20 protein-coding genes and 3 pseudogenes are annotated in these 20,453 nt (G+C 66.6%); 6 read left to right on the forward strand and 17 right to left on the reverse strand.

Features of this window, described 5'->3' with window-relative positions; all coding sequences use genetic code 11:
- Positions 1 to 413: 413 nt before the first annotated feature.
- Positions 414 to 650: pseudogene (locus tag KIK15_RS08940) on the reverse strand (transposase); the annotation flags it as partial.
- Positions 651 to 730: 80 nt separating this feature from the next.
- Between KIK15_RS08940 and KIK15_RS08945 the strand changes: the two are divergent.
- Positions 731 to 1,876, forward strand: a pseudogene (locus KIK15_RS08945) (IS3 family transposase).
- Positions 1,877 to 2,328: 452 nt separating this feature from the next.
- Here the strand turns inward: KIK15_RS08945 and KIK15_RS08950 are convergent.
- Complete coding sequence (locus KIK15_RS08950) at positions 2,329 to 2,667, reverse strand: hypothetical protein (protein ID WP_214243884.1); 339 nt, start codon at positions 2,665 to 2,667, stop codon at positions 2,329 to 2,331.
- 265 nt (positions 2,668 to 2,932) lie between these two features.
- A complete protein-coding gene (locus tag KIK15_RS08955; RefSeq protein WP_214243885.1) occupies positions 2,933 to 3,865 on the reverse strand; it encodes a CPBP family intramembrane glutamic endopeptidase in 933 nt (310 codons plus the stop codon).
- A gap of 112 nt (positions 3,866 to 3,977) precedes the next feature.
- Between KIK15_RS08955 and KIK15_RS08960 the strand changes: the two genes are divergently transcribed.
- Complete coding sequence (locus tag KIK15_RS08960) at positions 3,978 to 4,616, forward strand: TetR/AcrR family transcriptional regulator (protein WP_214243886.1); 639 nt, start codon at positions 3,978 to 3,980, stop codon at positions 4,614 to 4,616.
- Positions 4,617 to 4,826: 210 nt separating this feature from the next.
- On the opposite strand, the gene KIK15_RS08965 is transcribed toward KIK15_RS08960, so the two are convergent.
- Positions 4,827 to 4,973, reverse strand: coding sequence for a hypothetical protein (locus KIK15_RS08965; RefSeq protein WP_214243887.1), 147 nt, complete (start codon positions 4,971 to 4,973; stop codon positions 4,827 to 4,829).
- 87 nt (positions 4,974 to 5,060) lie between these two features.
- Complete coding sequence (locus KIK15_RS08970; RefSeq protein ID WP_214243888.1) at positions 5,061 to 6,206, reverse strand: LLM class flavin-dependent oxidoreductase; 1,146 nt, start codon at positions 6,204 to 6,206, stop codon at positions 5,061 to 5,063.
- A gap of 141 nt (positions 6,207 to 6,347) precedes the next feature.
- On the opposite strand from KIK15_RS08970, the gene KIK15_RS08975 reads away from it, so the two are divergent.
- From KIK15_RS08975 to KIK15_RS18890, 4 genes and pseudogenes are all read left to right on the forward strand, one after another.
- Positions 6,348 to 7,511, forward strand: a complete 1,164-nt coding sequence (locus KIK15_RS08975) for an LLM class flavin-dependent oxidoreductase (protein WP_307851806.1) — start codon at positions 6,348 to 6,350, stop codon at positions 7,509 to 7,511.
- On the forward strand, positions 7,508 to 8,854 hold the full coding sequence (locus KIK15_RS08980; RefSeq protein ID WP_214243890.1) for an NtaA/DmoA family FMN-dependent monooxygenase: 1,347 nt from the start codon (positions 7,508 to 7,510) through the stop codon (positions 8,852 to 8,854). The genes KIK15_RS08975 and KIK15_RS08980 overlap by 4 nt, the downstream gene beginning before the upstream one ends.
- 131 nt (positions 8,855 to 8,985) lie before the next feature.
- Positions 8,986 to 9,114 carry a hypothetical protein gene (locus KIK15_RS18580; RefSeq protein ID WP_284149977.1) on the forward strand — a complete coding sequence of 43 codons (129 nt, stop codon included), beginning with the start codon at positions 8,986 to 8,988 and terminating at the stop codon, positions 9,112 to 9,114.
- Between the two features lie 28 nt (positions 9,115 to 9,142).
- Positions 9,143 to 9,250 (forward strand): annotated as a pseudogene (locus KIK15_RS18890) (DUF1720 domain-containing protein); the annotation flags it as partial.
- A 39-nt stretch (positions 9,251 to 9,289) separates the two neighbouring features.
- Here the strand turns inward: KIK15_RS18890 and KIK15_RS08990 are convergent.
- From KIK15_RS08990 to KIK15_RS09045, 12 genes are all read right to left on the reverse strand, one after another.
- Positions 9,290 to 9,838 (reverse strand): hypothetical protein, encoded by a 549-nt coding sequence (locus tag KIK15_RS08990; RefSeq protein ID WP_214243891.1) that lies wholly within the window; start codon positions 9,836 to 9,838, stop codon positions 9,290 to 9,292.
- 3 nt (positions 9,839 to 9,841) lie between these two features.
- Complete coding sequence (locus KIK15_RS08995; protein WP_214243892.1) at positions 9,842 to 10,333, reverse strand: FBP domain-containing protein; 492 nt, start codon at positions 10,331 to 10,333, stop codon at positions 9,842 to 9,844.
- Positions 10,334 to 10,495: 162 nt separating this feature from the next.
- Positions 10,496 to 12,598: a glycosyltransferase family 39 protein gene (locus tag KIK15_RS09000; protein ID WP_214243893.1), complete on the reverse strand. Its 2,103-nt coding sequence runs from the start codon at positions 12,596 to 12,598 to the stop codon at positions 10,496 to 10,498.
- Positions 12,595 to 13,890 carry a bifunctional glycosyltransferase family 2/GtrA family protein gene (locus KIK15_RS09005; protein ID WP_214243894.1) on the reverse strand — a complete coding sequence of 432 codons (1,296 nt, stop codon included), beginning with the start codon at positions 13,888 to 13,890 and terminating at the stop codon, positions 12,595 to 12,597. Before KIK15_RS09005 ends, KIK15_RS09000 begins: the two co-directional genes overlap by 4 nt.
- 71 nt (positions 13,891 to 13,961) lie before the next feature.
- The gene (locus tag KIK15_RS09010) at positions 13,962 to 14,387 is read right to left on the reverse strand and encodes an HIT family protein (RefSeq protein WP_214243895.1); all 426 of its coding nucleotides are present in this window, start codon (positions 14,385 to 14,387) and stop codon (positions 13,962 to 13,964) included.
- A 24-nt stretch (positions 14,388 to 14,411) separates the two neighbouring features.
- Entirely contained in the window at positions 14,412 to 15,863 is a 1,452-nt protein-coding gene (locus tag KIK15_RS09015; protein WP_214243896.1) for a cell wall metabolism sensor histidine kinase WalK, read from the reverse strand.
- A complete protein-coding gene (locus KIK15_RS09020) occupies positions 15,860 to 16,558 on the reverse strand; it encodes a response regulator transcription factor (RefSeq protein WP_214243897.1) in 699 nt (232 codons plus the stop codon). The genes KIK15_RS09015 and KIK15_RS09020 overlap by 4 nt, the downstream gene beginning before the upstream one ends.
- A 99-nt stretch (positions 16,559 to 16,657) precedes the next feature.
- The gene (locus tag KIK15_RS09025) at positions 16,658 to 17,188 is read right to left on the reverse strand and encodes a methylated-DNA--[protein]-cysteine S-methyltransferase (RefSeq protein ID WP_214243898.1); all 531 of its coding nucleotides are present in this window, start codon (positions 17,186 to 17,188) and stop codon (positions 16,658 to 16,660) included.
- Entirely contained in the window at positions 17,185 to 18,375 is a 1,191-nt protein-coding gene (locus KIK15_RS09030; protein WP_214243899.1) for a winged helix DNA-binding domain-containing protein, read from the reverse strand. The genes KIK15_RS09025 and KIK15_RS09030 overlap by 4 nt, the downstream gene beginning before the upstream one ends.
- A gap of 12 nt (positions 18,376 to 18,387) precedes the next feature.
- Positions 18,388 to 18,789, reverse strand: coding sequence for a RidA family protein (locus KIK15_RS09035; RefSeq protein ID WP_214243900.1), 402 nt, complete (start codon positions 18,787 to 18,789; stop codon positions 18,388 to 18,390).
- Positions 18,790 to 18,979: 190 nt separating this feature from the next.
- Entirely contained in the window at positions 18,980 to 19,234 is a 255-nt protein-coding gene (locus tag KIK15_RS09040; RefSeq protein WP_214243901.1) for a CsbD family protein, read from the reverse strand.
- Positions 19,235 to 19,339: 105 nt separating this feature from the next.
- Positions 19,340 to 20,416: an XdhC family protein gene (locus KIK15_RS09045; protein WP_214243902.1), complete on the reverse strand. Its 1,077-nt coding sequence runs from the start codon at positions 20,414 to 20,416 to the stop codon at positions 19,340 to 19,342.
- Positions 20,417 to 20,453: the final 37 nt, after the last annotated feature.

A 20,453-nucleotide genomic window follows, 5' to 3' on the forward strand; every position in this document is an offset into this window, starting at 1 on the left:
GGAGCGGGTTTTTTCATGCCCAAGTGGCATCCCGAACTCCGCAGCGAACCACGTTGCGGCCCATACCCACCACATCCGTTGGTGGGCCATCCCCCAGAAGCGGAGGTTCCCACGATGCTAGCGACTATCGCGAACCATCACGTGACCATCCTTGCTTCGCTCCTCGCAACCCAACAATTCGTGTTGCGACTTCTTCCCTTGGTGTCGGATCGCGCGAACAACCGCGCGGCCCGTCTCGCCAAGGCGAAGAAGAAGAGCAAGTAGGCCGGAGCAAAAAAACCTGACTTCTGTGGGAGGGACAAGTCTGTCCAAAATTCGCTGCAAAACCCCAGGTGGGGCCCAAAATCGACACGTTCGCATCCAATGCGAGAGTCAGAATCCAGGATGTCCCCGGTAAACCGGCTCTTCCGGTTTTAGAGTGCATCGAGTGCTCGGGTGAGGTTGCCGCAGTGCAGCAGTGATCGGATGCGGTAGTGGGTGAGGTTGCGGAAGCCGAGAGCGTTGCGGCGTAGCGCTTCCAACCTCCCGTTGATCGCCTCCGATGCCCCGTTCGATGCCCGGTGGGTGAAGTATGCGAGGACGTCGAATCGGCGCCAGTGCAGAGTCCGACCGAGCTGAGCGAGTTCCTCGAGCCCGGCGGGGACACCTGTGCGTGGCATGTTCCCCGTGAGCGGGTCCAGTCTGGTTTAGAGTCGTGTTGCCCGTGACCTGGGCGGATAGGACGATGACGATGGCTGGACGGAAACGGCATTCTGCGGAGGACATTGTGCGCAAGCTGCGCCGGGCCGATGAACTCAGCGCAGCGGGTAAGACGTCTGAGGAGGTCGCTGCCGAGTTGGAGGTGTCCTCGGCGACGTTGTACAACTGGCGACGCTCCTACGGTGGCATGGACACCGACGCGGCGAAGGAGTTGAAGGAGCTGCGTGAGCAGAACGGCCGGCTCAAACGGCTCCTCGCTGATGCCGAACTGGAAATGGACGCCCTGCGCGAGGTCGCAAAGGGAGGATTCTGAGCCCAGCCGCGAAACGTCGTGCCGTGGATATGCTCGTCGAACGATTGGGTATGTCGAAACGGTTGGCGTGCAGAGCGGTTGGGCTTTCCCGTTCCACCTATGCCCGGACCCCGATCGCGCAGACCCCGGCTGATCCTGACGCCGATCTGCGCGAGTCTCTGCGCGCCTATGCGCGGGCCAATCCGGTGCACGGGTTTCGTCGCGCCTGGGCGCATCTGCGCCATGACCGGGCGGTGGTGGTCAACAAGAAGAAGATCCACCGCCTGTGGGTGGAGGAAGGGCCTACAGGTCCGGATCTACCACCCCCGTAAACGTGCCGGACAGAGTTCGGTTCCTCAGATCGAGGCCGATGCCCCGAAGACAGTGTGGGCACTGGACTTTCAATTCGATTCCACCATCGACGGCAAGGCCGTCACGATCGCGTCGATGATCGACGAACACACCCGACTGTCAGTCCTGAACATCGTCGACCGGTCCATCACCGCTGAGAAGTTGACCGCCGAGCTCGATAAGACGTTCGCCGTGTGGGGTGGCCCGCCGCGAGTACTGCGTCTGGACAATGGCCCGGAGTTCATATCGCATGCGCTGCAACAGTTCTGCGGAACGAAGATCGGCATCGCATACATTCGACCAGGGACACCCTGGAACAACGGGCACATCGAGTCGTTCAACAACCGGCTTCGAAAGGAGTGCCTCAACCGCAACCACTGGACCAGCCTGCTCGAAGCCCGCGTGGTCATCGCCGACTTCAAAGACGACCACAACCACCGGCACCGCCACTCATCCCTGGGATACCTCACCCCGGCCGAGTACGCTGCCCAATGCACCCACACCTATCACCCCGTGGCGTGCGAGATCGACTGAAAACAATCACCCATAGGCCTCTAACTCAGAGAGGACCGACTATCGGGGACCTGCCAAACGTTCGATCAAGACCGTTCATCCCTTTGACAACATCGACGCATCGCACGAGATCGTCGGCATAAGATTGACGACTTGTTGCCGCGGGGCCTTGTCGCACTTCTTCAACAACTTTGATCATCGTATCCTGCACAAGGGGGGTGATTTTGTTCCAGTCCCGGCGGGTGCACGTACGGACAGCCCCCCGGGTATTGACAAGAGACGCCACCCCGTTGAAGCTCCACAGGCAAGGCTTGGGTGGCTCATCCCGTCTCAGCGTTGCAGCGCGGAGACCATCGCAGATCGCCTGGGTTGGGCGTGCGCGTCGAACCGACATGTGGCCGGGCGGCGCGAGTTGCGCAGGGCTGTGCAACGAACGGATGGGTCAGGCCACTGGCCGGATCGTGCAGGTCCAGCTAGAAATCAATGAAATCATCATTTGCGCGATAGTAATTCAATGCCTCAATATATGGAGCAACGCTGTCACCATCCAACTGGACACGAGCAGCATCGACAACGTCTATGAATGCTTGGCCGTAGTAAACCAACTCATACCCGTTTCGAGACACGAATTCTGGAAAAACTTCTTCCTCATTAACGATAGACGGATAATTCTCAAAGATGCATATTGTCTCCGCAATCAGCAGATCCGGGTCATCCTTCGCGTAGATGCAAGGGAAGCCATCCCGCACTTCGTCGCTGTCCGTATCTAAGCTAACCGCAAGCCGGACAATCTCACCGAGTGCGGCCTCCACGGCAAGTTCAATATCTAGCATAGTTTTCTTCCCGTTGCTCCGTCTAGTTTCCCAGTTCTACCTTCCCTGCCACCACCCCACAGATTGCGTCAGGTATCGCGCCGGCACTCGGCAAGCACGCATCGAAGCGAATCATCTCCCAGATCGTGTCCGCCGGACAGCTGCAAGAAGCGAACGCGATCGACCGGACGGTCATCAATGTCGGTCACCTCACCAGTCAGCCATTCACCCCGTGAGTATGTGAAGGGTTGCGCGCAGTGCAAGCTCAACGAACCTGGTGCAGTCCAACGAGCGACGCCTGGTTGGCCGCTGCGCTGGTTGGCGCGGCGCGGCGCGTGCGCCACCACACCACGGCCGTGACGACGACGAGCGCGGCGCTCGGGATGAGGAACACCGGCGATCCCACCACCGCCCCGCGGTCGTCGAGTGCGGAGGTGAAGTCGCTGCGCAGCGCGGTGGCCAGGACGAGCCCGGCAACGTTGTAGACGGCGTGAACGACGACGGCCGTCTCGAGCCCGCCGGTGCGCCAGGTCATGATTCCCAGGGATCCGAACAGCACCAGGTACGAGGTGAGGATGTAGGGGTCGAGCGAACCGTGGATCAGGGAGAACCCGACGGTTGTGACCACGATGCCGACCAGCGCACCTGAGCGTGCGCCACGAGTCCACCCGCCGAGCACGCGGAACAGGAATCCACGGAAGCCGTACTCCTCACCTGCTGCGGCGAGCGGGGTCAGCAGCATCCCGATCACGAAGTAGGCGATGAGGTCGCCGGTGGTCCAGGGCACCTGCTCACCCGGCTCGAGCAGCGACCCGACCGACACCGCCACCAGCACCAGCGGGCCGAACATGAGCAGGGCGCGTGCGAAGACGTCGAGCCGGAACCGCCCGGCCACCGAGTGCAGCGATCCGGCCGGCACCCCGTAGAGCACGCGCTGGAGCACCATGCAGTACGGGATCAGCGCGGCCAGCGCGAGCGCACCCGCGGCCTGCGTAATGGGCGTGGTGCCCGAGCGCCCGAACACTTCCCGGTCGACGTATCCGCCGACGACGAGGAACAGCTGCGCGAGCCCCACGAAGCCCACGAGCAGCAACACGATCGCCACGATGCCGCGGAGCGCGGGACGCCGCTGCCCGGCATAGGCGCGGTGGTACGGGGCGCCGCTGGCCGCGATCGGCTCGGTGGTGGTGGTGGACATGAAATCTCCCGGAACGATTGATCTAGCACAGTGTGATAGTCACGAACGTTAGCACACTGTGCTAGACAGGGGTGCAACAAACGTCGGCACAAGGTGCAGGAGGATGGTGACCATGGCGGACGAGGGCGAACTCGGCACGCGGGATCGGATTCTGGTTGCCGCCGCGACGATGGTCACCGAGAACCCGAGTGCGAGGCTCAGCGTGCGCGCGGTGGCCGCCCGCGCCGGGGTGAGCACCGGCTCGCTCCGTCACTTCTTCCCGACGCAGCAGCTGCTGATGGACGAGGTCGCGGCAAGGATCACCGGACTCGTGGTGACCGAGGACGTCATCGACGACACCACGATCCCGGCCAGGGAGCGTCTGACGATGTGCGCGCGAAGCGTCCTCGCCGCGACCGGAACCGGCGACAGCGCGCGGCACACATGGCGTACGGCGTTCGAGTCCTATATCGACTCCGAACCGAATATCGAAGCCACACAGGCATTCTTGGCCTTCAACCGCGCCGGTACTCGCCGCATCGAGCGGTGGCTGGCTGTGCTCGATCGCGAAGGTGCGCTGCCGCCCGGGAACAACTCCGAACGCGCGGCGTACCTCGGCGCAGTCCTCGACGGGCTCTCCATTGCACGAGCGCTGCCGAACGACGCCGCCCGCATCCGGTCGGAGGACCAGATCCTCGACTACGCCATCTCGCTGCTGTTTGTCGGGCCTACCATCCAGCAGCAACTCCCTGACGCAGCGAGCCTGCCGTGACGCTGGGGGCAGTCGACGGAAACGACGAACAGATTCGTCGAACTGATTGTCGAAATGTGTGAGTTCTCCGGCGGGGCCGTGATCGAACCCATCGACCGCGATCACGGAGTTCGCGACTAGGAGGACAACCTGATCGTCTCGCGCCTCATTGGATGCAGGTGCAGCTCCACAGGTTCGGATCGCGATCCGCGCTGGGGCACGGTGGCCTGATCACCGCTCGGCGGCGATACCCACGTCGGGCAGCGAGGCCGGCAAACACGCCTCGGGGTGAGCGGCGAGCGCCGACCACGGTGAGGTGAATGCCTCGGCGATGGCCTGCCACCACGTACGGCTCGGACGGTCATCGATGTCAGTCACCTCACCAGTCAGCCATCACCCCGAGGACACGAGAAGGGTTGCGCCCAAGGCGATCTCAACGGTTCTGGTGCAGGACAATTCAGCCGGTCACACCGGCCATGCTGTGGCCAACAGCTCATAGGACCGCACCCGATCGGCCGGGTCGTGCGTTGCGGTGGTCACCACGATCTCGTCGGCCCCGGTCGCCCGCGCCAGGGCCTCCAACCCGGCCACCACCGTCTGCGGCGCGCCCACGAACTGGGTGGCGATGCGGTCGGCCACCACGGGTAACTCGTCGTCGGTCAGCGGCGCAGCCTCGCCCGGCGCCGGGTAGAACGGGGCCGCGCCGGTGCTGCGGATGCCGTACACCCAGCGGCCGAATCCCGACGCCAACTCACGGGCGGTCGCATCGTCATCGGCCACCACCGCATCCGCCGACACCACCACATACGGTCGCGAATACTGTTCCGACGGCCGAAAAGCATTGCGGTAGGCCTCAACTGCAGCCAACGTGGTGGCTGGCGCGATGTGATAGGCCGCCACGAACGGCAGGCCACGCTCCCCAGCCACCTGCGCGCTCTGCCCGGCGCTGCTGCCCAACACCCACAGTTCGACGTCGGCGCCCTGGCCTGGACTCACCGTCAGCTCACGCCCGTCGACACCGAACGTCCCGCCGATCAGCGACCGCACCTCATCCACCGCGTCACCAAAATCGGGTAGCTGCGCTCCCTCGGGGATCAGTGCGCGCTGGATGGCGATGTGATGCGCGGCGGCGGCGGCAACCGGCCGCGGTGGAGCCGGGATCAGCAGTCCGTCGATCACCCGATCCTGGGTCGCCATCGCCGGCGGCGGGCTGGACGGCCCGCCCCGGCCCGCCGCACGGACCGCTTCGCTGAGGCGTTGCGGTGAGCGACCCACGCCGAGGTCGAGACGGCCCGGATACAGCGCGTCCACCATGCCGAACGCTTCGACGATGGCGGCGGGTTGATGCAGACCGATTTGCACAGCTGCTGCACCCACCCGGATGCGCCGCGTGGCCGCCGCAACCAAGGCCACCTGCGTCGCCGGGGACGATCCGGCCACTTTGGCAAAGTGATGCTCAGCGATCCAGAACCGGCGATACCCCAGCTCCTCGGCCCGTACCGCGAGGTCGATTGTGGCGCGCAATGCTGCCGCAGCGCTGGATCCACTGGCGATCGGCGAGATGTCCAGAACCGACAACGGCGGACGGGCGGTCGGCTCGGCGGATGCCATGCGAGTACCTCCTGACGGTGACCGGTGACCTGTTCAACGATGCTGCACACCCCAGACAGTCCCGGCAACAGACTTCGACTCACCCTGAACCGAAGAACTCGGCGCGGATGGATGCCACGCCCGCGCGGCGTTGCACCTGGGGTGAACGCGATTTCTCCTTACCTGGTTGCGGTCGATCTCGACGGGGCGGGCTGGCATCCGGCCGCGTGGCGCGAAAGCCGATCCTCGGGTCGTGACCTGGCCGACCCCGCGTTCTGGGTGCGTACCGTGGGCGCACTGGACGAGTCGGGGATCGACCTGGTCACCCTGTCCGACGGATTCGGTGGTCCCCCCGGATCAGACGGTCGCACCGACCGGGCCGTCATCCGACTCGACGCGATCGTGCTGGCGTCGCGGCTGGCCCCCACCACCGGTCAGGTGGCCATCCTGCCGACGGTCGTGGCCACCCACACCGAGCCGTTCCACACGTCCAAAGCCATCGCCACCCTCGACTACGTGTCGACCGGTCGGGCCGGGTTGGTGGTGCGCACCAGCCTCGGCGGCGAGGAAGCCGCAGTGGTGGGCCGACGCTCCATCGACGATCCCGCCGACCCGGCACTGGTGGATGAACTGACCGAGTACGTCACCGTGGTGCGTGCGCTGTGGGATTCATGGGAAGACGACGCCGAGATCCGCGACGTGGCCACCGGTCGGTTCATCGACCGAGACAAGTTGCACTACATCGACTTTCACGGTGAGAACTTCGCGGTGCGCGGGCCGTCCATCACGCCCCGACCGCCGCAGGGTCAACCGCTGGTGGCCGTACTGGCCCACTCGCAGGCGGCGTGGACGGCCGCCGGCCAGGTTGGTGACATCGTCTTTGTGGCCGATGCTGCCGATGTGTCGAGTGCCCGCGCCGCCATCGATGCGGCACATCGTGCCGCCGACCGCCCGGTCGACGAGCCGGTGCGGCTCATCGTTGACCTTGCCGTCGCGGTCGGTGGCGACGCCGAACAACGCATCGCACGGCTGGACGGGTGGGCCGACACCGCGACCCGCCCGGCAGCTCAGGTCGTCATCGGCGATGCGGCTGCCGTGGCCGAGCAGATGGCCCGACTGCGCGAGGCCGGTGCCGACGGGGTGCGTCTGCTCCCGGCCAGCACCTCGGTCGACGCCCCCGCCATCGCGACATCGGTGGTGCCGGAAATGATTCGGCGACAACTGTTCACACCGGTCGCTGGTTCGGCGTGGTCGGCGACGGCACGCGGCCGGCTGGGCTGGGCTCGACCGCAGAACGTCTTCGCCCGGGCCGGGGCCACCCGATGAGTCGACCCCGCAAACAGGTGCACCTGGCCGCCCACTTCCCCGGCGTCAACAACACCACAGTGTGGAGTGACCCGGCCGCGGGCAGCCACATCGAGTTCTCCTCGTTCCAACACTTCACCGCCTCCGCCGAACGCGGTCTGTTCGACTTCCTGTTCCTGGCCGAGGGTCTGCGTCTGCGTGAACAACGCGGGCACATCCACGATCTCGACGTGGTGGGCCGCCCGGACACCTTCGCGGTGCTTGCGGCGCTGGCCGCGGTGACCGACCGAATCGGGTTGGCGGGCACCATCAATTCCACCTTCAACGAGCCCTACGAGGTGGCCCGGGCGTTCGCGACGTTGGATCATCTCAGCGGCGGACGCGCCGCCTGGAACGTCGTCACCTCCTGGGATGCGTTCACCGGCGAGAACTTTCGACGCGGCAGTTTCCTGCCCGAAGAGCAGCGCTACGAGCGGGCCAAACAGTTCCTGGCCACCGCGCGTGAGCTGTGGGACTCGTGGCGGCCCGGGGACGTGCTGGCCGACGTCGACTCCGGCGAGTTTCTTGCGCGGGCGGAGGCCGGTCGATTCACCCACCGCGACAACCACTTCGACATCGGTGGCCGATTCACGGTTCCCCGCAGCCCGCAGGGCCGTCCGGTGATCTTCCAGGCCGGGGATTCCGACGAGGGCCGAGAGTTCGCTGCCGCCGAGGCCGACGCCATATTCTCGCGGCACGGCACCGGCGAGGTGGCACAAAACTTTTACGCCGACGTCAAGGGTCGGATGGCCGCGCACGGTCGAGCGCCGCAGGAGTTGCTCATCCTGCCTGCTGCCACCTTTGTGGTGGCCGACACCGACGCGCAGGCCGCTGATGCCGCCCGGGAGGTCCGCTCGGCGCAGGTCAGCGGGCCCACCGCCATCACGTTCCTCGAGGTGCTGTGGAACCGCGACCTCTCCGACCACGACCCAGACGGTCCGCTGCCCAGCGTCGACCCGGTGATCGGCGAGAACACCGTGTCCAAGGGGCGCGCCCAGACCCGGATGTATCGGGACCCCATCGCGACGGCGAACGAGTGGCGGGAACTGGCTGCCGCCAAGAAACTCACCAGCCGCGAGGTGGTGGTGGAGTTGACCGGGCGACAGAACTTCGTCGGATCACCGCAGACGGTGGCCAATGCCATCAACGATGCGGTGCAACAGGATTGGGCCGACGGCTTCATCCTGGTGCCGCACATCACCCCTGGCGGGCTGGACCTCTTCGTAGACACGGTGGTGCCGCAGCTGCAAGAACTCGGGGTGTATCGAACCGCCTATGAAGGCAGCACGCTGCGTTCACATCTTGGCCTGGCACCGTTGCAATAGCGGTGCACCACCCCGTCCGCCTTGCCGCCGTTGAGGCATGGTGCCGGTGGGTGGACGCTGTCCTGTCCCGTGAACCGTCGCAGAAGAGAAGTGCCTTCGGGGGACGTCCATCGAACGAACGGATCGCACTGGTGCCGATCCGTACACACTTCTTCTCCCACTACGGCTGGCTTGCCGAGGGTGCCCTGATCCGCGACGCTGGCTCGGCGACGCTCGGCAAGCACCTTGTCGAAGCATTGGACAGCCTCGCCGCGCGCTGATCGCGCCGTCAGGGCAGCATCGCCTCACGTGTCAGGATCTGGCCTTAGCGCCCAACCGACGGGGTTTAGCGCCCACTCGACGGGGATTAGCGCCCAACCGACGGGGATTAGCGCCCAACCGACGGGGTTTAGCGCCCAACCGACGGGGATTAGCGCCCACTCGATGATGCCGTCGTCAGGGCAGCATCGCGTCCACCGCGTTCGACGCGATCGTCAGCAGGGACAGTCCGCCGGTGCCAAACGCTGCGGCGACAGTCAGCGCCACCAGCAGTTGTTCACGCGAGGGCACCGGAGGGTCGAACGTACGGTGTCCCAACCGAACCGGGGGCGACCAGATGAGCTCGACGGTCCCGTCGCCGTGGCGGGTGAGTTCGGCGAACACGTTGTGCGCGACGTCGAGGGTCGACAATCGGAACTCGCAGCAGACGTCGTCTCGTGGCGAGAGATCCAGGGCGACACCGTCGACCTCGATGTCGACGCGATAGGACCGTTTCGTGAACCGGGCGCGCCGCGGCCGGACCGTCACCTTGGCACCGGGCAGGTCGATTTCGACCGCCTCGGGATCGCGAGTCCCCAGCGGCGTCCGCTCGTGGGTCACTTCTCCACGGCGCCGGAGTGTCACACGGCACGCCGGTTCGTCGACACTGACGGCCTCGACCACGCCGTCTCCGCTGCGCAGTACAACATCGCCGAACAGGTCGGTGTCGAGTGTCTGCTCGGGCATGGCTCAGTCCGATACGCGCGCGAGAAACGCAGCCACGTTTGCCCGCACGCGGTCGATTTTCGACCCGACGTCGAGGTCTTCGCGGTACTGCCTGCCCAGCGCCGGCGTCTTCTCACCGCGGGCGTAGAGGGAGCAGTCGAGGTCGGTGCAGATGTAGGTGCCGACGGTGTTGCCGTTGCGACCGGCCGCCCCCGGCTTACGCGCGGTCATCAGCGACACCCCACCGGATGGATGGGTGGTCAGACAGATCTTGCACATCTGGGCTTTGCGGGTGCCTCCAGTCTCATAGCGCAGGGCCACCCCGATCAGCTGATCGTCCGAACCCGGCGCGACCAGATACGCCCGACCGGCATACGTCGGGTCGTTCCACCCGAAGAAGTCCAGGTCGTCCCACCGCTGGTCGGCGAGGTCGCGCGGCACGGTGATCCGCTTCACCTCACCCTGAGTGCAATTGACGAAGGACGACCGGATCTGGGTCTCGGTCAACGGCAACATGAGGTTTCCATCGTTCGCAGGGCGGGGGACGCCCCAGGCTAGGGCGGCCCGCCGGTCACGGGCAACCGAAATATGGGCGAGGCCACCGGTCGACGATCGGGGGACGTCGGCCGGTGGCCTCAGGTGAGCCGATCTCTCGGCTCGGTCGGTGGGGCAGGCGGGCTAGGTCACGGGTGCGGTCAGGTCGTAGAGCGTCACCGACCCGACGGTGATCGCCGAGTAGTTCGCCTGTACCCACTCGCTGATAGCCGTTGCCGTGCTCTGCGCGTTCATCCCGCCGCCCAGGCGTCCACCACCGATGAAGTAGTGGATCTTGCCCTCGCGCACGTACTTCTGGAACTGCGCCAGCGTGGGCGAAGGATCGCTGCCGTTGAAGCCACCGATCGGCATGACCGGCTTCTGCGTGGCCAGCTGATAACCCGAGGCCTCGTTGGACCCGACGGCCGCAGCCACCCAGGTGTAGGAACCGGAGTTCCTCTCCAACAACGACACCATCTCGGCGGTGGGTCGCGACCCCATCAACAGGTTGCCGCCCGGACCGCCAGCGGTGAAACCACGTTGGTTCTGAACGGGTGTGCCCGCCGCGCCAGGAATGCCCTGCCCAGGACCCTGGCCCGGCACTGCACCACCGGGTCCGAATCCGTTCTGGCCGGGACCGACGCCCGGCCCGAGGCGGGGACCGAACGCGCCGCGACGCAGACCACCGGGGCCACCGAAGCCACCGCCGTTGACCTGCGGGCCCGCGGTGATGATCGATCCCTGCTTGGAGGTATGCAGGGTATCGACGACATAGGCTGTGGGACCGGCTAATCCGGCGATGATCGCAACCGCCGCGGCCACACCGGTGACCGGGCCGGTGCGCCGAACGCCGGGCACGAGCAGCCCCACCGCAGCGATCACGGCGCCGACCACCACCACCCACCGCAGCCACGGCACGAAGTCCGGTGAACGGTTGAGCAGCAGATAGGCCATCACACCGGTGGTCACCGACGCCGCGGCGAGCACCGCCCGCACCCAGAGCAGCTCACGCTGCCTCCAACACACCACCCCACCTGCTGCGAGCAATCCTGCGATCGCAGGCGCCAGGGCAATCGTGTAGTAGGAGTGAAAGATTCCCGACATGTAGCTGAACACTGCGGCGGTGGTCAGCAGCCACACTCCCATCACGACGATCAGCGCGCGGATCGGCGAGGTACGCGGCGCCCGCCAGGTCAGAACCACCGCCGCCACGCCGAGCAGCAACGCGGTGGGGATCAGCCAGGCGATCTGACCGCCCTGCTCCGGCTGGAACATCCGGAAGAATCCGGTCTCCCCCCACATACCGCCGCGCCCGCCGGGCCGTCCGGGCCCGCCGACCGCTCCCCGGCTGCTGAGGAACTCAGCGAAGGCGCCTGCGCGCGGACCGCCTCCGGTGCTTCCGGTCTCGTTGCCCGTCAGCCGGCCGAAGCCGTTGTAGCCCAACGTCAGTTCCAGAATCGAGTTGTGTTGGGAGCCACCGATGTATGGCCGCGAGTCTTTGGGCCACAGCGTGACCGCCAACACCCACCAGCCGGCGCTGACGATCAATGCACCCAATGCCGCAAACAGGTGACCCATCCGTTTGATCCAGGTGTGCTGCCCGAACGCGAGGTAGGCCACCGCCAATGGCGGAATGACCAGGAACACCTGCAGTTGTTTGGTGAGGAACCCGAACCCGACGAACATGCCGGTCAGCAGCATCCAGCGAATTCGGCCGTCCTCGATGCCGCGCATCGTGGCCCACACGGCAGCAATCATCAACAGCACCAACAGTGCGTCGGGGTTGTTGAACCGGAACATCAACGCCGCCACGGGCGTCAACGCCAGCACCGCTCCGGCCAGCAGTCCGGCCTGCCAGCCGACCTGCCGCTTGATGACGAGATAAAGCAACGCCACCGAGGCCACACCCATCAGGACCTGCGGCACCAGGATGGACCACGAGTTGAGCCCGAAGATGCGAATCGCAATGCTGGGCAACCACAACGACATCGGCGGCTTGTCGACGGTGATGGAGTTCGCGGCGTCCGAGGATCCGAAGAACCACGCCTTCCACGACACCGAACCCGCCTGCATGGCCGCCGAGTAGAACGAGTTGGCGTAGCCGTTGATGCTCAGGTTCCACAGGTACAGCGCGGCGGTGACACCCAGCAGGGCACCGAGACCCCACCGTTGCGGGTGGGCGATGCGGTGGCGCACCGGTGGCGCAGTGACGGCATCACTGGGTGGGGTGTCGAGCAGCGAGGTCATGCGAAGGCCCCCTGGGAATCGGTGTCATGAGAACGGAAAACCCATCGCAGCGCGATGAATCGGGTGAGGGTGGCCACCAGGTTGGCCAGGATCAGCACCAGCAGCTCGATATGCCTGGAGGTCTGCGGCGCCCATTCGTGCAGTGCCCACAGCGATCCAGCGGTCAGCGCCCAGCCGAACACGAACACCCCGATCCCCTGCAGGTGGTGGCGTGCCGCACCCGCACGACCGCGCACCCCGAAGGTGAAGGCGCGGTTGGCCGCGGTGTTGCCCACCGCGGTGATCAGCAGGGCCGCGAAGTTGGCTGCCTGCGCCCCCACCATCGGATGTGCCAGCAGGTAGAGCGCCGCGAAGGCGATGGTGGACACCACACCGATGGCCGCGAACCGCACCAGCTGGCCCACCATTCCGCGCGGCACACCGCTCACCGTCGGGTCGGGTAATCGCCTGCGGCCCAGGCTCGCTCGCAGCTGCGCGACCGGCAGCTCGCCCTCGGCCAACGCTCGACCCACCCGCCAGCACCCCTTGATGTCCTCGATCGCGGTGTGCACGATGTCGACCTTGCTGTTGGGGTCGTCCACCCAATCCACCGGCACCTCGGCGATCCGCAGCCCGATCCGCTCGGCCAACACCAGCAGCTCGGTGTCGAAGAACCAGCCGGTGTCGTGCACATGCGGCAGCAACGCCCGCGCCACATCGGCACGGATCGCCTTGAACCCACACTGGGCGTCGGAGAACTTCGCACCCATCGCAGCGCGCAGGATGAGGTTGTAACTGCGCGAGATGAATTCGCGTTTGGCACCTCGTACCACCCGCGCCGACCGGTTCAGCCGTGACCCGATGGCCACGTCCGAATGACCGGAGAGCAGCGGAGCGACCAACGGCAGCAACGCATTCAGATCGGTCGACAGATCTACATCGCAGTAGGCGACCACGGCTGCATCACTGTGCATCCAGGTGGCGTTCAATGCGCGACCGCGACCCTTCTCGTCCAGGTGCACCACCCGCACACCGCTGATCGTCTGCGCCAACTCGATGGCCACCGCCAGCGTCGAGTCGGTACTGGCGTTGTCTGCGATGGTGATCCGCGCCGAATACGGCACCCGCGTGCGCACATGCTCGGCCAGCCGTTCGATGCAATCAGCCAGATCGGACTGTTCGTTGAACACCGGCACCACCACATCGAGCTGCGGGTGAGCCGGAGTCGGGTCGATGACCACCGTCATCTGCGGGGCGGCGGTCGGATCCGGTGACGTCGGTTTCCCCGACCGGTCGATCGTGTCTGCTGTCATGACCCAGACTCTGCTGGGCCAAGCTGCCGCGATTCTGCGGCGACGCTGTCAGCTTCCTGTGAGGGCCACGATCAGTCGGCTACGTGCGCTTCATGGCCGGCTTCGCGTAGCGCAGCGCGGATCCGCGCGGCGGCGTCGTCGAGGGCAGCCGGATCGGGGTTCTTGTCGGCCAGCGCCAGGTCGAATGTCTGCAACGAGTGCGCCGGGAACACATGGACGTGCAGGTGCGGAACCTCCAGGCCGGCGATCAGCAGACCCATCCGGGGTGCGTCGAACGCCGTGCGAGTGGCCTGACCGACCGTCTGCGCGACCGAGATCACCTGCGCGAACAGCTCCGGATCGACCTGCTCCCAGTGGTCCACCTCCGCGCGCGGCACCACCAGCACGTGACCGGGCGTGACGGGGTTGATGGTGAGGAAGGCGACCACCGTGTCATCGGTCCACACGAACCGTCCCGGGAGGTCGCCGTTGATGATCATGCTGAACACAGATGCCATGCCACCGATGGTAGGCGCCGCCGACTACTGCGAGCGTGGAAGCCGCACCACGAACGTGGCGCCACCACCGGGGGTGTCCTGCGCGGTCACCGTGCCGTCGTGCGCGGTGACCAGCGCCGAGACGATGGACAGACCCAACCCGCTGCCGCCCGATCCTGTTGCGCGGGTGCGGGAGTCGTCGCCGCGATAGAAGCGTTCGAAGACCTTCGCCCGGTCTTCAGGCGCCAGGCCGGGGCCGGTGTCGACCACGCGCAGCACCGCGTCGGTGTCGTCGGTGCCCACCTCCACGCTGATCGAGGCATCGGCGGGGGTGTGTTTGACGGCGTTGGTGATCAGGTTGCCCAACACCTGCGTCAACCGCGCGGCGTCGCCCATCACCGCCGGTACCCCCGGGCCGTCGAGCACCCGCAGGTCGATACGCCGGTCCGGCGCCATCGCCCGCGCGCTGTGTACCGAATCCGAGGCGAGCGCAAGCAGATCCACATGCGTGCGTTCCAGCGGTCGGTGGGCGTCGAGGCGTGCCAGCATCAGCAGCTCCTCCACCAGCAAACCCATGCGTCCGGCTTCGGACTCGATCCGTGACATCAACTGTTCGGGGTCGGTCATCGCGCCCTGGCGGTACAGCTCGGCGAACCCGCGAATCGATGTCAGCGGCGTCCGCAGCTCGTGGCTGGCGTCGGCCACGAACTGCCGCATCCGGTCCTCTGAGGCCCGCGCCTGTTCCTCGGACTGCTCGGTGGCGGCGAACGCCTCCTGGATCTGATGCAGCATCACGTTCAGCGACTCTGCGAGCCGGCCCACCTCGGTGCCCGACGCCGAGGTGGGAACCCGCTGATCGAGATCGCCGTCGGCAATGGCCCGCGCGGTGGCCTCCACTCGGCGCAACGGTCGAAGACTGTTGTGCACCAGCAGATATCCCACGCCCCCGACCACGGCGACCACGGCCAGGCCCACCCCGAACTGCAGCCAGATCAACCGGGTGACGGTGTCGTCGACGTCGGTGAGTTTCACCGCGAGGATGGAGCTGCCGTAGGTGGAGGTCACCTTCACCACCCGCCACCGGGTGTCTGATCCGTTGGCCGAGCCCACCGTCTTCGGTTGGGGGGACAGCGAATTCGGTGACGAGATGTCGGGGGCACCACCGACGTCGTTGATGATGAACGAGATGCCGTCGGTGCGACTGACCTGCACGAAGTACGGCGACGGTGGGCGGCGTTCGTCCTGCGGAGGCCGCGGCAACGTGGGCTGGGCGCCCGGGTTGTCGCGGTCGACGTGCGGCCGCGCCCACCCCTGAGCCGCATTGCGCAGACCGTTGTCGGTGCGGTTGAGCAGTTGTTTCTCCATCGCGGAGGTGACCGCCACCCCGGACACCAGCAGACCCACCGCGACCAGCACCAACATCAGCGCCACCAGCGACACCCGAAGCGGGATCCCGCGCCGACGTCGGGTCGTCTGGACCGGCACGCCGGTGGTCATCGGGGTTCGCGCATCACGTACCCCACACCGCGCAGGGTGTGGATCAATCGGGTGTCGCCGGTGTCGACCTTGCGCCGCAGGTAGGAGACGTAGGACTCGACCACGTTCACCTCGCCACCGAAGTCGTAGTTCCACACGTGGTCGAGGATGCGCGGCTTGGACAGCACGGTGCCCGCGTTGATCATGAAATAGCGCAACAGCGTGAACTCCGTCGGCGACAACGACACCAGCTCGCCGGCCTTCCACACCTCATGGGTGTCGTCGTCGAGTTCGATGTCGGCGAACGTGATCCGGCTTGGCTCAGCCTCCTTCTCACCGAAACCGTTGCGGCGCAGTATCACCCGCAGTCGCGCGACCACCTCTTCCAGGCTGAACGGCTTGGTCACGTAATCGTCGCCGCCGATGGTCAGACCGTTGACCTTGTCCTCCACCGAGTCCCGCGCAGTGAGGAACAGTGCGGGCGCTTCGATGCCGTCGGCCCGCAGCCGACGCAGCAGCCCGAACCCGTCCATCCCGGGCATCATCACATCCAGCACCAGCGCGTCGGGCCGGAAGGTTCGGGCCTTGTCCAGCGCCGCAGGGCCGTTCGCGGCCGTCGCCACGTCGAAGTTCTGGAACTTCAGCGACACCGACAGCAGTTCGAGGATGTTCGGCTCGTCGTCGACCACGAGCACTCGCGCACCGGAATCAGTCATGGTGCCTACCTTCCGTGAACTCACTTGGCCTGCCCTGGGAGTTTCCTGGCAGCTGGCTGTGAACCCCTGCCAGGGTCTCATGGTCGATGTCCGAGCAGGTCAGAACAGGGTGGGCTCGCCGAAACCGGGTGCGCCTTCGATGCCCAACAACATCGCTTTGGTCGCCGGGCCGCCACCGGCGGAGAAGCCCCCGAGCGCATCGGCGCCCACCACCCTGTGACATGGGACCAGGATCGGGATCGGGTTGCGGCCCAATGCCAGTCCCACCGCCTGCGCAGCCCCGGGCGCTGCGAGGCGGGCGGCAACCTCGCCATAGGTCAGCGTGTCCCCACGCTTGATGGAACGGGTGACCCCGTAGACCCGCCGGTCGAAGTCGGTGCAGGCGGCGAGGTCGATCGTCGCCGTGGCGAGCCGGTGCCCCGGATCGCCACCTGCCAGCAACAGCGTGACCGCCGCGGCGATGTCGGCCACCGACTCACTCGGCACTCCTGGTGTGCCCAATTCGAAACGTGAGCAATCGGATTCGTCCGGTAGCAGCATCGCGACCACGGCGTCATCGGCGTTCCAGACGATGGTGCACCGCCCGATCGCGGTGTCGAAATCGTGGTGATCCACGCCTGCGCGCGTCATGACACGGTGGCGTGAAACGGTGCCGGGTACCCTGGTTTGGGCCGTATGTCACCCAGCCATTCGTCGAGTTGTGCTGCACGCGAACGCAACTGCGCCACCGCCGCCGCGGGCAGCGGCTCCAGCAGATGTAAGGCCACTCCCCCGCCGGGACGTAGGTACCAACCGCCGACGACGCGCCCGTCCCACCACGCGGTCTGACCGCCGTTGCCGTTGCGGTCGAACAGGTGCCCGGCGTGCGGGGCGAGGTAGAAGTCGCGCTGTTTCCACCCCATCGTCGCCGGATCGAGTTCGGGTAGCAGCACCGCGCGCGGCGGCACCGGCTCGACCGGGTCCAGATCATCGGGCAGCAGATATCCGGTCGCCACCGGGGTTGTCGCGTCACCGGTTTCGACGTCCACCGCCACCGCCTGCACCTCGGCCAGAGCGGCCCGCACTGCAGTCTTGGTCGACCCCAACCACCAGACGATGTCGGTCTCGGTGCCGGGTCCGAACGTCTGCAACCACCTGCGCACCATCTCCCGATGTCCAGTCGCGGGGTCGCGCAGCTGCAACGGCGAGGGCAACCAGCGGTCCATCGCAGCCCAGCAGGGCCGGAACTGATGCCAGCCGACGGTGTTGGTGCCGCGCACGATCGCTCCGGCCGCGCTGAGCATGTTGAGTACTCGTGGCCCGATCGGCATGCTCGAGTCCGACCCCGTCGCCACCCGTCCGCCGATTTCGACAATCGCCTCCCGCAGCTGGGTCGAGGTGCCCTCCAGTCCGGCCGCCAGTGCGGTGACCACTGCCGTTGCCGCCGCATCCAGCCAGCCGTCGGGGTCGGGGTAGGTGGGATCGCGGCGCAGGTCACGAAGGATGTTGGTCCGCTCGGATGCCGCCACTCGGGCCCCGACGCAACTGACCGCGTCGGTGAGGGTGGCACGGTCGACGACGAACATGGTGCGCCGCATGGCCAACTGCCGAATCAGGGAGCGTCGGCGGTAGAGAGCGTCGTCTAGGTCAGCGACGCTCGAGCCCGGTCGGCGCGCCCACATCGACAGGTACACCGTCGGTGGGCAGGTGGCGTGCAGGGCCACCACCGACGACACCACGTCCTGCACTGAGCCGACCGGCTCGCCGAGCAGCAGATGTCGTCGCTGGAGGCGGGCGCGCCGCTGCCCGACGGTGATGAGCGGTCGGGCAGTGCTCACGAGAGGGTGCGGTCAGGCAGGCAGTACGGCGACGGCGTCGATCTGCACCAGCTGCTCGTCGAACGGGAGCACGGTGACGCCCAACAGCACAGCGGCCGGTCGGTGATCGCCGAAACTCTCGTGTACGGCGTCCCAGGCGACAGTCAGGTCGGCCTGCAGCCGCTCGGCCACACAGATCGTCACCTTGGCCACGTCCTGGAGCCTTGCCCCCACCTCGGACAATGCGACGGCCAGGTTGGCCACGCATCGACGAGCTTGGGCTTGCACGTCACCGCCGCCCACGGTGGCGCCGTCGGCGTCGGTCGGCGCGATGGCCGCGGTGTAGATCGTCGAGCCTGCAGCGACGGTGACGCTGGGGACGTATCCGACAGGCGAGTACAACGAGGACGATGTGTTGGGTTCGATGGCAGCCATGCCGCTCATCGTAGGCAGTCGTCGAGCGCGGCTTGCCAGGGTGCAGACCTCAGGTGCAGACATGAAGAACCCCGCCGGCCCGGGGGAGGGAGCGACGGGGTTCCTCTGGGACGAGCGGCCAGGTTCACAGCCAAGGCGGCTCGATGGCATCAGCCGGTGGAGAGAGGTGCACCGGCAGGCGCCTGATGGATCACTTGGTGATGTCGTTGACCTTGTCGGCCACGGCGCTCTTGGCGTCCTCGACGGCACCCTTGGCGTCGGCGACGGCGTCCTCGGCCGACTCCTTCACGTTCTGCGCGGCGTCGTTGACCTTGGCCTCGGCCTGGTCCTTCTTGCCTTCGTTCTCCAGGTCCTTGTCGTCGACCAGGTTCCCGACGAACTCTTTGGCCTCGCCGATCGCGCCCTCGACGGCGTTCTTGGCCTTGTCGATGAAGTCGTTGCCCATGGTGTCTTCCTCTCAGATCGGTCCGCGACGCGAATCGCCTCGGTTCTTCGGGAGATGAGTCGACCGGGGTGCCCAGATTGCACGGATCCACCGGGGTGACCTCGATCACACAGCGCGGTGGATGGGTCCCGATCGGTCGGACAAGGCGCCGCCATCTGCGGCGGAGCGTGCGGCGATGACCTGAGCAGCGATCGAGATGGCGGTCTCAGCGGGAGTGTGGGCGTCGATGTCGAGGCCCACCGGGGCCACCAGCCGGGCCAGATCGGCCGGTGCGATGCCGCCGTCGACCAGCCGCTGGACTCGGTCGGCGGTAGTGCGCCGCGATCCCATCGCGCCCACGAACGCGAACCGGTCCAGGGTCAGCGCCGCCTGCAGGGCTGGGACATCGAACTTGTCGTCGTGGGTCATCACGCAGATCACCGTGCGTGCATCCAGGCGCCCGGCGGCGTGTTCGCGCGCGAGATACCGGTCGGGCCAGTCGACCACGGCGTCGTGGGCGGTGGGGAAACGGGCAGGTGAGACGAACGTGGCGCGGGCGTCGACCACGCTCACCCGATAGCCCAGCAGCACACCCACGTCGAGAAGGGCACGGACGAAATCGTTGGCACCGGCCAGGATCATCCGCGGCGCAGCCGCGAACGTCTGGACGAAAACCTCTGCGCGACAGGCATTCACCTCAGCACCCAGCACCGCATTGGTGCCTGCCGCCAGCAACGCCCGAGCGTCGCCGACCATCCGGTCAAACGGTGGCGACAGCGATTCGGTGTCGGCGTCGATCGCGACACGCTGGGCCACCTCGGCTGAGGTGGTGGTGAGCAGAGCGCATCCCACCCCGGCCGCAATGTGCGCACGCAACCTCGTGAACTCTGCGGCGTCGTCCACCCGCTCGATCATCACGTCGATCTCGCCGCCGCAGGGCAACCCGACCGCAAGCGGATCGGCGGCCACACTCGCGAAGCGTTCGATCCGAGTGGCACCGTCGGCGAACACCTCGACGGCCACGGCGAGCACCTCAGCTTCCACGCATCCACCCGACAGGGAGCCGTGCACGCACCCATCGGAGCCGATCACCATCGCCGACCCCACCGCGCGCGGGGACGACCCGGTCGTGGCAATCACCCGCGCGAGGACCGCGGGTCCTCGGTCGGTTACGTCGATCAGCGCATCGAGGACATCCCGCACCCGGCCATCGTCACCTGCGGCTGGAGTCGCGGCAACC

The organism is Williamsia sp. CHRR-6 (genome assembly GCF_018474015.1).
In the GTDB taxonomy this organism is placed as follows: Bacteria; Actinomycetota; Actinomycetes; order Mycobacteriales; family Mycobacteriaceae; genus Williamsia_A.

Excerpts from the sequence above, each read along its gene's own strand:
- KIK15_RS09025 (WP_214243898.1), bottom strand. The coding sequence starts at position 17,188 with ATGACGCGCGCAGGCGTGGATCACCACGATTTCGACACCGCGATCGGG.
- KIK15_RS09035 (WP_214243900.1), bottom strand. The coding sequence starts at position 18,789 with ATGGCTGCCATCGAACCCAACACATCGTCCTCGTTGTACTCGCCTGTC.
- KIK15_RS08980 (WP_214243890.1), top strand. The coding sequence starts at position 7,508 with ATGAGTCGACCCCGCAAACAGGTGCACCTGGCCGCCCACTTCCCCGGC.
- KIK15_RS09020 (WP_214243897.1), bottom strand. The coding sequence starts at position 16,558 with ATGACTGATTCCGGTGCGCGAGTGCTCGTGGTCGACGACGAGCCGAAC.
- KIK15_RS09005 (WP_214243894.1), bottom strand. The coding sequence starts at position 13,890 with ATGACAGCAGACACGATCGACCGGTCGGGGAAACCGACGTCACCGGAT.
- KIK15_RS08995 (WP_214243892.1), bottom strand. The coding sequence starts at position 10,333 with ATGTTGCCGTTGACCGAGACCCAGATCCGGTCGTCCTTCGTCAATTGC.
- KIK15_RS08990 (WP_214243891.1), bottom strand. The coding sequence starts at position 9,838 with ATGCCCGAGCAGACACTCGACACCGACCTGTTCGGCGATGTTGTACTG.
- KIK15_RS09040 (WP_214243901.1), bottom strand. The coding sequence starts at position 19,234 with ATGGGCAACGACTTCATCGACAAGGCCAAGAACGCCGTCGAGGGCGCG.
- KIK15_RS09000 (WP_214243893.1), bottom strand. The coding sequence starts at position 12,598 with ATGACCTCGCTGCTCGACACCCCACCCAGTGATGCCGTCACTGCGCCA.
- KIK15_RS09015 (WP_214243896.1), bottom strand. The coding sequence starts at position 15,863 with ATGACCACCGGCGTGCCGGTCCAGACGACCCGACGTCGGCGCGGGATC.
- KIK15_RS08955 (WP_214243885.1), bottom strand. The coding sequence starts at position 3,865 with ATGTCCACCACCACCACCGAGCCGATCGCGGCCAGCGGCGCCCCGTAC.
- KIK15_RS08960 (WP_214243886.1), top strand. The coding sequence starts at position 3,978 with ATGGCGGACGAGGGCGAACTCGGCACGCGGGATCGGATTCTGGTTGCC.
- KIK15_RS09010 (WP_214243895.1), bottom strand. The coding sequence starts at position 14,387 with ATGGCATCTGTGTTCAGCATGATCATCAACGGCGACCTCCCGGGACGG.
- KIK15_RS08970 (WP_214243888.1), bottom strand. The coding sequence starts at position 6,206 with ATGGCATCCGCCGAGCCGACCGCCCGTCCGCCGTTGTCGGTTCTGGAC.